This window comes from Micromonospora luteifusca (genome assembly GCF_016907275.1).
GTDB classification, from domain to species: domain Bacteria; phylum Actinomycetota; class Actinomycetes; order Mycobacteriales; family Micromonosporaceae; genus Micromonospora; species Micromonospora luteifusca.
The window spans coordinates 3,535,243-3,547,960 of the sequence record NZ_JAFBBP010000001.1 but is presented as its reverse complement, the minus strand read 5'-3'; the positions used below and the strand labels follow the sequence as shown (position 1 = coordinate 3,547,960).

Here is a 12,718-nt window from a genome sequence, read left to right as displayed (position 1 = left end):
GCCTGCCGTCCGTCGACCCGCACGATCAACGCGTGGGGCGGCTCGGTCGGACGGGGACCACCAGGGGGCCGTGGGTGCCGGGAACCACTCGGACGCTGGCCCGGTAGTGGGTGGCGAGCAGGTGCTCGGTCAACACCTCGGTCGGGGTTCCCGCGGCCACCACCTGACCGTCGGCGAGCAGCACCATGCGGTCGGCGTACTCGCCGGCCAGGGAGAGATCGTGCATCGTGGCGAGGACGGTCAGGCCGTGCTCGCGGCGCAACTGGTCGACCACCTCCAGCACCTCCTGCTGGTGGCCGATGTCGAGAGCGCTGGTCGGCTCGTCGAGCAGCAGCAACGTCGCGCCCTGGGCGAGCGCCCGGGCGAGGAACACCCGCTGGCGTTCGCCCCCGGAGAGGGTGACCAGCTCGCGTCGGTGCAAGCCGGTGAGGTCCAACCGACCCAGCACCTCGTGCACCGCATCGACGTCGGCGGCCGACTCCCGACCCAGCGTCGGGATGTACGGGGTGCGGCCGAGCAGCACATAATCCAGCACCGACATGCCGGGCGGCACCACCGGCGACTGCGCCACCGTGGCCACCATCCGGGCGCGATCCCGGCGGCGCAGCGACCCGCTCGCCGTACCGAACAGGGTGATCGCCCCCGGCGCGGGCAGCAGGCCGCCGACGGCGCGCAACAGGGTCGACTTGCCGGCGCCGTTCGGGCCGATCACGGTGACCCACTCGCCGACGGCGACGACGACGTCGACCCCGGTCAGGATCGGCGAGCCGTCCAGGCTGACGTGCAGCCCCCGCACCTCGACGGCGGGCACGTCAACCTTGACCGACGGGTCGGCAGCGGAGAGACCAGCGGTGGATTCGGGACTCACGTGAGGACCCGCCGGGCGGTCCGCAACACGATCACGAAAAACGGGCCGCCCAGCAGGGCGGTCACCACTCCGATCGGCACCTCGCTCGGTGCCGCGGCCGTGCGGGCGACCACATCGGTCAACGCCAGGAACGCAGCACCGAACAGCAGTGACATCGGCAGGATCACTCGGTAGCTCGACCCGGCCAGCAGCCGGACGGTGTGCGGCACGATGATGCCGACGAAGCCGATCAGCCCGGTCGCCGAGACCGCCGCCGCGGTCCCCAGGGACGCGGCGGCGATCAACAGGTACCGGGTGCGCTGCGGGTGCAGGCCCAGACTCCTCGCCTCGTCGTCACCGACCGCGAGGACGTCCAACTCACGCCGGTGCAGCAGCACCACCACGGTGGTCAACGCCGCGTACGGCAACACCAGCAGCACATCGTGCCAGCCGGCGGTCGCCAACCGACCGAGCAGCCAGGAGTAGACCGGCTGGATGCTGTCGGAGTTGCGTTGCAGCAGGTACGTCTGCCCGGCGGAGAGGAACGCGGAGACCGCCACCCCGGCCAGGATCAGCATCGCCGGCGACCCCCTGCGCCCGCCAGCAGCGCCGAGCACATAGGTCATCGTCACCGCGAACAGCGAGCCGACGAACGCGGCCAGCGGGATGGTCATCGGCAACCCGGAGATCGCACCCTCCCGGCCGGCACCGCCCAGGGCGATCACCGCGGTGACCGCGAGGCCCGCGCCAGCGGCCACACCGAGCAGGTACGGGTCGGCCAGCGGGTTGCGGAACACCCCCTGGTAGCAGCCGCCGGCGAGGGCGAGCAGACCGCCGACGAGCAGGCCCAGCACCACCCGGGGCAGCCGCAGCTCGGTGACGATCGCGATCTCCCGCTCGGACAGCCCGCTGTCGAGATGCACCCCCGGGATCAGGTTGAGCAACTCGGCCGCGACACTGCCCGGCGGCAGACTCACCGGGCCCAGCGACACCCCGGCGACGAGCGCGACGAGCACCGCGAACACCCCGACAACCAGCCACCGCGTGCGCAGCCCCGCAGGCCGAGCTACTTTCGATCGCGACTGCGGGGCTCGCAAACCCGGCTCACTCCTCGCGCTCACCGAGCCACCTTCGATCGCGACTGCGGGGCTCGCAAAACCGGCTCACTCCTCGCGCTCACCGAGCCACCTTCGATCGCGACTGCGGGGCTCGCAAGACCGGCTCACTCCTCGCGCTCACCGGTGAACGGGGGTCACGCGGGCACCTTGGCCACCGCGTCGATGATGACCCGGAGCAGGTCCACGACGCGCGGGCCCCAGCGGGAGGCGATGTCGTCGTCCAGCGCGACCACCTGGCTGTTCTTCACGGCGGTGATCCCGGCCCAGCCGCTGCGCGCCTTCACCGAGTCGAGGTTCTGCTGGCAGCACTTCGCGTCGGCCAGGAAGACGAAGTCCGGGTTGGCGTTGACGATGAACTCCTGGGACAACTGCGGGTAGCCGGCGTTCTTGCCGTCCGCGTCGGCCGGGTCGGCGATGTTGGCCAGGCCGAGCTGGCTGTACAGCGAACCGATGAAGGTCTTGCTGGTAGCGCTGTACAACTCGGGGCCCAGCTCATGGAAGTAGGTGAGCTTCTCGGCGCGTTGCGGCAGGCCCTTGACCAGCTTGGCGATGTCGTCCTTCATCCGGTTGGCGACGTCGGTGGCCTGGTCGGCGTGCCCGGTCAGGGTGCCCAGCTCGGTGATCTGCTTGTACGAGTCGTCCAGCGTGGTCGCCGCCGGGGTCCGGTAGACCGGGATCTTCAGCTTGCCGAGCTGCTCGACGACCTTGTTCCGGTCGTCGGAGAGCACCACCAGGTCGGGGTTCTTGCCAGCGATCGCCTCGGCGTTGGGCTGGAAGCCGGAGAGGTCGGTCTTGGGCGCGTCGGCCGGGAAGTTGGACTGGTCGTCGACGGCGGTCACCTGAGCGCCGGCACCGATCGCGAAGAGCATCTCGGTGGCGGTCGGCGACAGCGAAATGATCTTCTCGGGACGCTTGTCGAGGGTGAGCGGACCGACCGTGACCGGGTAGGCAGCGGCCGCCGTGCCGGTGCTCGGCTTGTCGTCGGCTTTCTCGGCGCACGCGCCGAGGGCGAGCGCGGCGACCGCGAGGGTCGCGGCGAAGAGCCGGGGGGTACGTCTGAACATGGGGGCCTCCTGTCGGTCGAGGAGTGTGGTGCTTCGCCGACAGGGACTTTCGTACGCCCGCCCACGAGGCGCCCTTCCTCGAGAGCGCGTATCGCGACCGATCCGAGGCGACCTGGCTCGTCCCCACCGTCGAGGTGGGGCATCACAGTTGCGGGACAGCGCCGGTTTCGCACCGGCTTCGCTGCGGACGGGTCGCTAAGACGGTAGCGCACCGCCACGACGTGCCGGATCGATCAAGGGTCGATCGGCGCGAGCCGATCCGCCGGAGTGCCGCAGGGCGGGAGCTGAGGGGCATATGTCCGGGATACTGGCGTTCGCAAAGGGGTGGTGGGGCCCCGTCGGGGCGGGACGGGGCCCCACCCGATCAGGAGGACGTGATGGTGACGTTGTCCACAGCCGCCTCCACCAGGCTGGCACCGGAGGCGTCCGCCGCCTCGACGAGGATGCGGACCGACTGGCCGGCGTACGGGGTGAGGTTGAGGTTGGCCAGCGCCCAGGTCCCGTTGCGGTTGGTCGCCGCGCCGGCCTGGGTGAGCAGCGCCGTGGTGCCGCCGTTGTGCACCACGCTCACCCGCAGGTAGTCCGCCGACGAGGCGTTCGAGCCGTGCGCGAGGTACCAGGCCAGCGAGAGGGTCAACGTGCCGGACGACGGCAGGGTCACCGCCGGGGACCGGGCGCTGGTCGTGCCGCCGTCGACGTCGTAGTCACCGGCCGCGGAACCGGCGAGCCGGCCGGTGACCAGGTCGTTGGCACCGGCGTACGGGGTGAGCTGCTTGGCGCCGGAGGACGTGGTCGCCTGGGCGGCGCCCCGCTCGAACGCGCCCAGGGTGGCGGTGTCGGTGCCGGACGGGTTGATGGTCCAGCCGGTGGCGGTCTCGAAGGTGTCCGACCAGACCGTGGTGCCACCACCACCGCCCCCGCAGTACTGGGCCTGCTTGCCGATGGCCCGGTACGGGCAGTCGGCGTACTCGCTGAGCAGCAGCACCGCCTCCCGGTTGCGCGAGGTCTGCGCCGGAATCACCTCGTCGGGCGGGTAGAAGCCGCCGCCGCCGGACGAGCCGGGATACATCTCGAACGTGTACGCCCAGATGTTGTGGGTGGCCCACAGCCAGTCGAGGCTGTCCCCGTCGGTGATGTAGAGGTCGCTGGACTGCTCCGGGGTGTAGCTGTTGGTGGCCGCCATCTGCTGGCCGATGGTGGCGAAGGTGTTGTACTGGTCCGCGCTCATCCCTGTCGCGGTGTTCGCGGTGGTGTAGCCGTAGGGCCAGAGCACCAGCTGCGAGTACGTGTGGAAGTCGATGTTGGCCTTGATCTGCTGCACCCCACCGACCACTCGGCCGTTGACGAAGTTGCGCAGCGCCTGCGTCTCGGGAGCGGAGAACGCCGACGGGCCCCGGTAGGTCTCCGACGAGGTCGAGCCGGAGGAGCCGCCGCAGCAGCCCCAGTTGTAGCCCCAGTTGCGGTTCAGGTCGGTGCCCACGTTGGACGAGCCGCTGTTGGGCTGCCGGTTCTTGCGCCAGGACCGGTACGACCCGGTGGCGATGTCGTACTCGCTGCCGTCCGGGTTGACCGTCGGGACGATCCAGATCTCCCGGCTGTTGACGATGTTGGTGATCCGGGAGTCGCCACCGTAGCTGTCGGTGAAGAGGTTGAGCAGGTAGATCGCCATCTCGACGGTCAGGTGTTCACGGGCGTGCTGTTGGGAGTTGAACAGGATCTCCGGCTCAGCCTCGTCGGTGCCCACGTTGTCGGAGATCTTCACCGCCATCAGGTCGCGGCCCTCGTACGACGAACCGATGCTGATCTTGCGCGCGATCGCCGGATGGTCGGCGACGACCTGGTTCACGACGGCGGTCAGTTCCGCGTAGTCGTGGTAGTTGGAGTCGGCGGGCGGAAAGGCCAGCGTGCCCACCCCGTCGGCGCCGCGCTCGGCGTTGGGCGGTGCGGCGAGCGGTTCGAGTCGGAAACCGAGTTTGCCGATCGCGGCAGCCTCAACCGCGGTGGCCGAGATGTGCAGCACCCCGTGTTCGGAGTAGTCGATGGCGGCTCCGGTGCGGGCCACCGCGTTGCGGTCGGCGAGGGTTCGAGGTCCGAGCACACGGTAGCTGGCGGCGGCCGGCTCGGCGGTGCGGTCCGGTGCCGGACGGGCGGCGACCGGACCCGCGGCGACGGTGACGATTCCCAGCCCGGTGACGACAGCGAGCACCAGGACGCGGCGGAGGGGGATGGGCGTGCGGAGGGCCATGGACTACCTCCTCGATGGGCGGGATATCCCGCTCGGTGAAGGACACTTCACCACCTGTCACATGGTCATATCAATATTGATCGCTGCCTATTGCATCCCGAGCTGACCATCCTTGCGGCAATGATTTTCCATGCGTGAACGTATGGCGAAACTTCTCTCCGAGCGGAAAACTGACCAGCGACGATGCCCCTCTCGACACCGCGGAGCACTCATGGCCAGATCCCGCTTACGCGCGGCCGCCATCGCCGGCGTCACCGCACTCACCCTGTTCGCCACCACCGCGCCCGCGACGGCGGGCCGCCCGCCCGCCCCCACTCACGACGAGCAGATCACCTTCCAGGACTGGTCCGGGCCCGCCGACTGGCACCGGGGCAGCCAGGCCGGCACCCGCGTGGTGCCCGGCGCCCGAGCGGGCCTCACCCTGGCCCGCCCGGCCGGCACCACCGAGTACGCCGATCCGCACACCGGCACCACCCGCACCTGGGAATACGGCACGTGGACCTCGCCGGTGACCCGGGTCGGGTTCGACGCCACCGAGCTGATCGCCTCCTGGAACGCGGAGACCCCCGCCGGCACCTGGATCCAGGTGGAGATGCAGGGCCAATACACCAGCGGCAACCAGACCCCGTGGTACGTCATGGGTCGCTGGGCATCCGGCGACGCCGACATCAAGCGGACCACCGTCAACGGGCAGGGTGATCCCTTCTCGACGATCTGGACCGACACCTTCAGCATCGACGACGCCGCCGCCGGGGTGCTGCTGCGGTCGTACCAGCTGCGGCTGACCCTCTACCGGGCACCCGGGCAGAGCGCCGCGCCGGTCGTGCGGATGCTCGGCGCGATGAGCTCCACCGTGCCGGACCGGTTCACCGTGACGCCGAGCGCCGGACACATCGCCTGGGGTGTCGAGCTGCCGGTGCCGCGCTACTCGCAGAACGTGCACTCCGGGCACTATCCCGAGTACGACGGCGGCGGCGAGGCCTGGTGCTCACCCACCTCAACGGAAATGGTGGTCGAGTACTGGGGTCGCAAGCCGTCGGCGGCCGACACCTCCTGGGTGGACCCGACCTACCCCGACCCTACGGTCAACCACGCGGCCCGGATGACCTACGACTACGCGTACGACGGCGCCGGCAACTGGCCGTTCAACACCGCGTACGCGGCCAGCTTCCCCGGGCTGGAGAGTCGGGTGACCCGACTGCACTCGCTGGACGAGCTGGAGCGTTTCATCGCCGCCGGCATCCCCGTCGTGACCAGCCAGTCCTTCCTCGCCAGTGAGCTGGACGGGGCGAACTACGGGACCTCCGGGCACCTCTTCGTGGTGGTCGGCTTCACCGCCGACGGCGACGTGATCGTCAACGACCCCGCCTCGTCCAGCAACGACGTGGTGCGCAACGTCTACAAGCGTGCGCAGTTCGAGCAGATCTGGCTGCGGACCAAGCGCACCAACGCCAGCGGCGGCGTCTCCGGCGGCTCCGGCGGCATCGCGTACCTGATCAAGCCCACCTCAAAGCCCTGGCCCAAGGTCCCCGGCTCCACCAACTGGTAACCACCCAACCCCACCACCCCAACCCACCCAGGGCCAGGGGCACGCCGTTGATCATGAAGTTATTGCTCCGACACGCCGAGCGATCGGGCAATAACTTCATGGTCAACGCGGAGCGTCTGGGCCTTCGGTGGGGCGGGTGGGGTTCGGGTTGGGGTTGTCTTCGCCGGCCAACGCGGAGCGGAGGCGTTCCTTCTCGGTGCGGCGGCGCTCGGCGGCGCTGGCCATCTCCTCGGCCATCTCGTCCCGCCAGCCACGCAGCAGCAGGAAGGAGAGCGCGGCAGAGAAGGCCAGTGCCAGGATCAGCTTCAGGAACACGTCCATGTCGATCAGCCAGAGGGCCGCCAGGACGGCGACGAACAGCCCGATCCGGCCCAGCGTGTACTTCAGCGCGGCGCTCACCTGCACCACTCCGTTCTCTCCGTCGACCGCCGGTGCCGGCGGAAATGTCGATCCGCCCGGCGGGCGGTCACGGTCAGCCGGTCCGGCGGGCCAGCCAGCGGACGCCTGGGAACCAGACCATCGCATACGCCACCGTGAACGCCCCCGCCGCCAACGCGCCGGAGAGCAGCGGCGGCAACCCGGCGCCCAGACCGGCGATCAGCAGCCCGACGAACACCCCGACGGCAGCGGCGACCACCGCCGCCACCACCCGGGCCGCGCCGAACCCCCAGGCCCGGAAATCGTCCCAGAACAGCCAGGCCGGCAGGATCACCGCCAGCCAGCCGTTGGTGTGCCCGAAATCGCCGGCGCCGAGAGAGGCGAACCCCCAGTCGAACAGCACCAACGCCAGCACGCCGATGACCAGGCCGGCCAGGCACACCCCGAGCAGATCGCCCAGGGTACGGATGCGCCCCTCGGCGTCCCGCTGGGGAAACCCGCTCTGCTGCTCGGAACTGCGTTGCTCGGTCATCGACTGCGAGGGTACGTGGTGGCTCAGGCCCAGACCTGCTGCGGCTCGGCGCGCCGCTCGGCCAGCGACGGGGCCTTGTCGTACTCCCGGACCACGTTGTAGCGGGTGTCCCGTTCGACTGGCTGGAAACCGGCGTCCCAGATCAGGTTCAGCAGGTCCTCGCGGTGCATGGTGTTCGGGGTGCCGTACGAGTCGGCGTCATGCGTGATCTTGTATTCGACGACGGACCCGTCCAGGTCGTCCACGCCGAAGTTGAGCGAGAGCTGGGCCACCGACAGCCCGTGCATCACCCAGAAGTTCTTCACGTGCGGCACATTGTCGAAGAGCAGCCGGGAGACGGCGAACGTCTTCAGCGACTCGGCCGGCGAGGCCATCGTGGTGCGCGCCTGGATCCGATTACGGATCTTGCCGTCCGCCGAGTCCACGAAGTCGTGCTGGTAGCGCAGCGGGATGAAGACCGCGAACCCACCGGTCTCGTCCTGCAGCTCCCGCAGCCGGAGCACGTGGTCCACCCGGTGCCGGGGCTCCTCGATGTGGCCGTACAGCATCGTCGCCGGGGTCTTCATGCCCTTGCTGTGCGCAAGGGCATGGATGCGGGACCAGTCCTCCCAGTGGCAGGCGTGGTCGACGATGTGCTGCCGGACCTCCCAGTCGAAAATCTCCGCGCCACCGCCGGTCAGCGACTCCAGGCCGGCGTCCATCAGCTCGTCGAGGATCTCGTCGGCACTCAGACCGCTGATCTTCTCGAACCACTGCACCTCGGTCGCCGTGAAGCACTTGAGCTTGACGTTCGGCAGCGCGGCCTTCAGCTCACGCAGCACCTTCGGGTAGTAACGCCAGGGCAGCGTGGGGTGCAGGCCGTTGACGATGTGCAGCTCGGTGAGCTGCTCATCCTCCATCTCCTTGGCCTTGCGGACCGCCTCGTCGATGCGCATCGTGTACGCGTCCTTCTCGCCCGGCTTGCGCTGGAACGAGCAGTAGGCACAGGACGCCGAGCAGACGTTGGTCAGGTTGAGGTGCCGGTTGACGTTGAACATCACCCGTTCGCCGTTGAGCTCGGTGCGCTTGTGGTGGGCGAGCCGCCCCAACCAGCTCAGGTCGTCGCTGTCGTAGAGGGCGACCCCGTCCTCGCGGGTCAGCCGTTCACCGGCGTACACCTTCGCTTCGAGCTCACGCTTGAGTCCGGCGTCCATGGCACGTCCCTTCCACCTACGGTCCCGATCGAGCGTACGTCGGGGGGCCGACGACCCCGGCGGCACGGTCGACGACAGCGACCTACTTCACCGAACTCTCAGCCTCCCGTAACCCGACCACGCATCGACAAGGGTGGCGAGGTGCGGTAGTAACAAGGTGGGGCGGAACACACACACTGGTACCGTCCCGACGGCCGCGCCCACCGAGCGCGGCGACGAGCGGCGAGACGGGGAGCGGCATGGTCGACAGCGAGCGCGGGCGACGGCAGCGACGACGGAGCCCGGTGATCTCGCCGGTGCTGCGTCCGAAGCTCTGGGCAGCCCTGCTCGGCGCGATCGCCGCCGCCGTGCTGTCCACTCCCGCGTACGCCGACCCCGCAGTGCCCACGACGGTGCCGGACATCGGCGCCCGCCCGCCGGCGGTCGGCGCGCTCCAACTGCCCGGCGGCGCTCCCGTCGCCGGCATCCCGTCCTCACCGGTCGGCAACATCGGCACCGGCCCGTTGGCCGCGCAGATCTACGCCGGCGAGACCCAGGTCGGCGCACTCGGCGACGCACTCCTGAAGAGCCGGCAGAAACGCACCGACGCGCAGGCTCAGCTCGAAGCTGCCGGCAAGGTGCTCGCGACCACCCAGGACGCCCTGCTCCGGGCCCAGCAGGCGGCCGACGCGGCCGCCGCGGACGCCGTCAAGGCAGCCGCCGCGCTACCGCCCGGCGACCTCGCCCAGGACATCCGTGGGCTGAGCCGCCTGCAGCAGATCACCCGTGGCGAGAAGGTCGACGGCGGCACCACCGGAGTGGCCGGAGATCTGGCCCGGGCCCGTGCCGCGGAGCAGACCGCCTACCAGAAGCACACCGAAGCCAAGGAACTGCTCGCCCTTGCCGAGGCGGAGTTCACCTCAGGCGAGACGGCGCTCCGCACGGCCGAGGCGAGCCTGCTCAAGCTGCGCCGGGACAACGCCACCCAGCTGATCGCCATCGAACGGCTGCAGGAAGCCACCGAGCAGCAGATCGGCGCCGGGTACGTCAACAACCAGAACATCAGCGGCATGGCCGCGCACCCCCGGGCGCTGGCCGCGGTCCGATACGCGCTCGCTCAGCTCGGCGACCCGTACAAGTGGTCCGAGGAGGGGCCGGACGAGTTCGACTGCTCCGGCCTGATGTGGGCGGCGTACCGGTCCCCGGGCGCCAACTACTTCGACCTGCCCCGGGTCGCCCGTGACCAGTACGCCGCCACCCGGAGCCGGACCGTGCCGCAGAGTGCGCTGCTCCCCGGCGATCTGCTCTTCTTCGCGTCCGGCAGCAGTTGGACGACGATCCACCACGTCGGCATGTACATCGGCAACGGGAAGATGGTGCAGGCGCCCACCACCGGCGACGTCGTCAAGATCTCGGTCGTCGGCTGGTCCCGGCTGTACGCGGCCACCCGCGTGATCGGCGCGGTGCCGGCGCCGCCGATCGTGACCGTCCCAACGCTGCCGGTCAGGCCGCCCAGCGCGACGCCCACTCCGAAGCCGACGCCGACCACGAAGCCGACGCCGACCACGAAGCCGACGCCGACCACGAAGCCGACGCCCACGCCGACGGGGTCAGCCACCCCGACGCCCACCGGCAGCGCCACGCCGACGCCCAAGCCCACGCCAACGCCGACCGGAAGCACCTCGCCGAGCCCGACGGCCAGCCCGAACACCACGCCGCGGACGCCGCCCCCGCCGCCACCCAGCGCGCCGGGCAGCACCGACCCGACGACCACGCCGGAGGCCAGCACGAGCGCGACGGCCAGTGGCAGCGCGACGGGCAGCCCCAGCGCGACAGGCTGATCCGCCACGACCCGCTCCGGCTGTCCGCTCGGCAAGATCTGTGGCACCGTGACAACGAGGCACATCCGACTCGACGTCACGGGTCCGGGTGCGAGCATGGCGCGGAGGGCGGAGATGGCCGAGCAGAGTGATCCGGCGGAGACTGTCGACCCCGTGGTCGACCAAACCGGCCCGCCAGGGCCGGACGCCGCCGACCCGGTGCCCCCCGCCGACGCCGGCCCGGCTGCCACCGGCACCAGCGCTGTGGTCTCGAACGCCCGCCCGGCTGCCAAGGGCACGGCTTCGGCCGCCGCTGACGGCACCCCGGTCACCAGCGGTGCCACCATCGACACCGGTGACGACGCCTCCGCCGACGTTGCCTCCGCCGACTCTGCCTCCGTCGGCACCAACGTCGCCGCGGACCGTCCCGAGCCGGACACCCAGCAACCGGCCGCAGGCGACCCACGGACCGACGAACCGGCGGCCATCGACGTGGCCATTGACGAACCGGCGGTTGACGATGCGGCCGCCGGACAGCCGGCTGCCGTCGACCCGGGCGCCGGACAGGCGGCGCCCGCCGACGATCACCCGGACCAGGTTGCCGCGCCGGTACGGGCCCGAGCCAGCGTCGCGACCGCCGGGGCTCTTCGCAGTGATCTCCCGGCCAGCGCCCCGGTCACCGCGACCACCTACCGTGCGACCGGCTCGGCCGATGTTTCGTTGCCCGGGCAGCGCAACAACTCGACCGCACCGGCCCGCGCCAGTGCCAGTGCCACGGTTCCTGGCAGCAGCCGGGTCACTGCCGGCGCCATGGGCAACCCGGCCCCCCGGGAGAGCACGCCGGCCGTCTACCGAGCCGGGCCGGTGAGTCCCGAGCCGGCCCAGCCGCCGACGCCACCCACCCCGGATCCGGAGCCGGCACCCGCACCACCCGGGCCCGGGCCGACCCAGCCGTCACCACCCGAACCGGAGCCCGCGCCGGCCCCGGGGCCGTACCCGCCCGGCCCGATGCCGACGCCGGGGCCTCGACCCACGCCGCCACCGCCGGGTCCGGTTCCGCCCGTTCCGGGTCCACCCGTACCGCCGCCCTCGCCGGTGCCGCCCATCCCTGGCCCGCCGACACCGCCCGTCCCGACCCCGCCCGTGCCGCCACCCGGCCCGCCGGTGCCCACGCCACCCGGTCCGCCCGGCCCGATGCCGGCACCGCCGTTTCCGCCGCCGCCGGCGATGACCGACACGCCCGGCGTACGGGCCACCGCGTCGGTTTCCGCACCGCCGGCCGGATGGGCGTCCACCGCTGGGACGGCACGCCCGACCTCCAGCGGCGGGCGGGCCGAGACACCCGTCTCCGCGCCGCCGGTGGTGCCCGCGCCAGCGCTGCCCAGTTGGCCGCCGTCCACCACCGGCGCTCCCGTGTCGACCGGGAGCGGTGGCGGAAACTCGCGCCAGAGCGTGCCGACGGGCAGCCCTTCGGGTGGATCCGCCGGAAAGGGCGCAGCCGGTGCCCGTGGAGGGCGACGCGACGGTGGCTCTGACCTGGCCGGCACCGTCTACGGCAGCGGCGAGGGGCCGGGTTTCACCACGATCGCGATTCCCGCCAACGCGGTGGAGAATTCCGGCTCGCTGACCGGGCACATCCTGGCCCAGGGCTGGTCGGACACGCCGGCCGAACGGTCCGGAAACGCCCGGGTGATGATTGTTCTGGCCGCCGCTCTGGGGCTGCTGGTGGCGATCAGCATCATGGTCGTACTGCTCGCCGGGGACGCCCTGAACGGTCTGGTGGGCAGCGTGCTCAACGGGTGAGCCGCCGAGTGGGAACGATGGTGAGTCCGCCCACTACCGTCGGGCAACCGGCTGGCGGCTCCGCCGGATCGCCGTACACTGGCTGAGATCACTGACCCGGCGCGCGTGGTGCGCGCCCATGGGCGATCTTGCGGGCGATCCGGCGGCACAGCCGCGGCAGGCCATCGCGAAGATGCGCCCCGCTCGAAAG

The 12,718-nt window shown here is 71.0% G+C and carries 10 protein-coding genes and 1 riboswitch; of the genes, 3 read left to right on the top strand and 7 right to left on the bottom strand.

What is annotated here, in order from left to right; translation table 11 throughout:
* Positions 1 to 25: 25 nt before the first annotated feature.
* From JOD64_RS16030 to JOD64_RS16015, 4 genes are all read right to left on the bottom strand, one after another.
* A complete protein-coding gene (locus tag JOD64_RS16030) occupies positions 26 to 868 on the bottom strand; it encodes an ABC transporter ATP-binding protein (protein ID WP_204942964.1) in 843 nt (280 codons plus the stop codon).
* A complete protein-coding gene (locus tag JOD64_RS16025) occupies positions 865 to 1,944 on the bottom strand; it encodes a FecCD family ABC transporter permease (protein ID WP_204946082.1) in 1,080 nt (359 codons plus the stop codon). The genes JOD64_RS16030 and JOD64_RS16025 overlap by 4 nt, the downstream gene beginning before the upstream one ends.
* A gap of 155 nt (positions 1,945 to 2,099) precedes the next feature.
* Positions 2,100 to 3,029, bottom strand: coding sequence for an ABC transporter substrate-binding protein (locus tag JOD64_RS16020; protein WP_204942963.1), 930 nt, complete (start codon positions 3,027 to 3,029; stop codon positions 2,100 to 2,102).
* 111 nt (positions 3,030 to 3,140) lie between these two features.
* Positions 3,141 to 3,206: riboswitch (cobalamin riboswitch) on the bottom strand.
* 187 nt (positions 3,207 to 3,393) lie between these two features.
* On the bottom strand, positions 3,394 to 5,274 hold the full coding sequence (locus JOD64_RS16015; protein ID WP_204942962.1) for a M14 family metallopeptidase: 1,881 nt from the start codon (positions 5,272 to 5,274) through the stop codon (positions 3,394 to 3,396).
* A 211-nt stretch (positions 5,275 to 5,485) separates the two neighbouring features.
* Between JOD64_RS16015 and JOD64_RS16010 the strand changes: the two genes are divergently transcribed.
* Positions 5,486 to 6,823 (top strand): C39 family peptidase, encoded by a 1,338-nt coding sequence (locus JOD64_RS16010; protein ID WP_204942961.1) that lies wholly within the window; start codon positions 5,486 to 5,488, stop codon positions 6,821 to 6,823.
* A 102-nt stretch (positions 6,824 to 6,925) separates the two neighbouring features.
* Here the strand turns inward: JOD64_RS16010 and JOD64_RS16005 are convergent, their stop codons facing one another.
* From JOD64_RS16005 to mqnE, 3 genes are all read right to left on the bottom strand, one after another.
* Positions 6,926 to 7,222, bottom strand: a complete 297-nt coding sequence (locus JOD64_RS16005; RefSeq protein ID WP_204942960.1) for a DUF4229 domain-containing protein — start codon at positions 7,220 to 7,222, stop codon at positions 6,926 to 6,928.
* A 73-nt stretch (positions 7,223 to 7,295) separates the two neighbouring features.
* Positions 7,296 to 7,733 carry a hypothetical protein gene (locus JOD64_RS16000; RefSeq protein WP_204942959.1) on the bottom strand — a complete coding sequence of 146 codons (438 nt, stop codon included), beginning with the start codon at positions 7,731 to 7,733 and terminating at the stop codon, positions 7,296 to 7,298.
* A 23-nt stretch (positions 7,734 to 7,756) separates the two neighbouring features.
* A complete protein-coding gene (gene mqnE / locus JOD64_RS15995) occupies positions 7,757 to 8,926 on the bottom strand; it encodes an aminofutalosine synthase MqnE (RefSeq protein ID WP_204942958.1) in 1,170 nt (389 codons plus the stop codon).
* Between the two features lie 239 nt (positions 8,927 to 9,165).
* On the opposite strand from mqnE, the gene JOD64_RS15990 reads away from it, so the two are divergent.
* Both JOD64_RS15990 and JOD64_RS33050 read left to right on the top strand, forming a co-directional pair.
* Positions 9,166 to 10,746, top strand: coding sequence for a C40 family peptidase (locus JOD64_RS15990; protein WP_204942957.1), 1,581 nt, complete (start codon positions 9,166 to 9,168; stop codon positions 10,744 to 10,746).
* Positions 10,747 to 10,842: 96 nt separating this feature from the next.
* Positions 10,843 to 12,528 (top strand): hypothetical protein, encoded by a 1,686-nt coding sequence (locus tag JOD64_RS33050; RefSeq protein WP_239562047.1) that lies wholly within the window; start codon positions 10,843 to 10,845, stop codon positions 12,526 to 12,528.
* Positions 12,529 to 12,718 lie beyond the last annotated feature (190 nt).

What these genes read in the sequence shown, in the direction of transcription:
- JOD64_RS16020 (WP_204942963.1), bottom strand. Translation starts at nt 3,029, where the DNA reads ATGTTCAGACGTACCCCCCGGCTCTTCGCCGCGACCCTCGCGGTCGCC.
- JOD64_RS16000 (WP_204942959.1), bottom strand. Translation starts at nt 7,733, where the DNA reads ATGACCGAGCAACGCAGTTCCGAGCAGCAGAGCGGGTTTCCCCAGCGG.
- mqnE (WP_204942958.1), bottom strand. Translation starts at nt 8,926, where the DNA reads ATGGACGCCGGACTCAAGCGTGAGCTCGAAGCGAAGGTGTACGCCGGT.
- JOD64_RS16010 (WP_204942961.1), top strand. Translation starts at nt 5,486, where the DNA reads ATGGCCAGATCCCGCTTACGCGCGGCCGCCATCGCCGGCGTCACCGCA.
- JOD64_RS15990 (WP_204942957.1), top strand. Translation starts at nt 9,166, where the DNA reads ATGGTCGACAGCGAGCGCGGGCGACGGCAGCGACGACGGAGCCCGGTG.
- JOD64_RS16015 (WP_204942962.1), bottom strand. Translation starts at nt 5,274, where the DNA reads ATGGCCCTCCGCACGCCCATCCCCCTCCGCCGCGTCCTGGTGCTCGCT.
- JOD64_RS33050 (WP_239562047.1), top strand. Translation starts at nt 10,843, where the DNA reads ATGGCGCGGAGGGCGGAGATGGCCGAGCAGAGTGATCCGGCGGAGACT.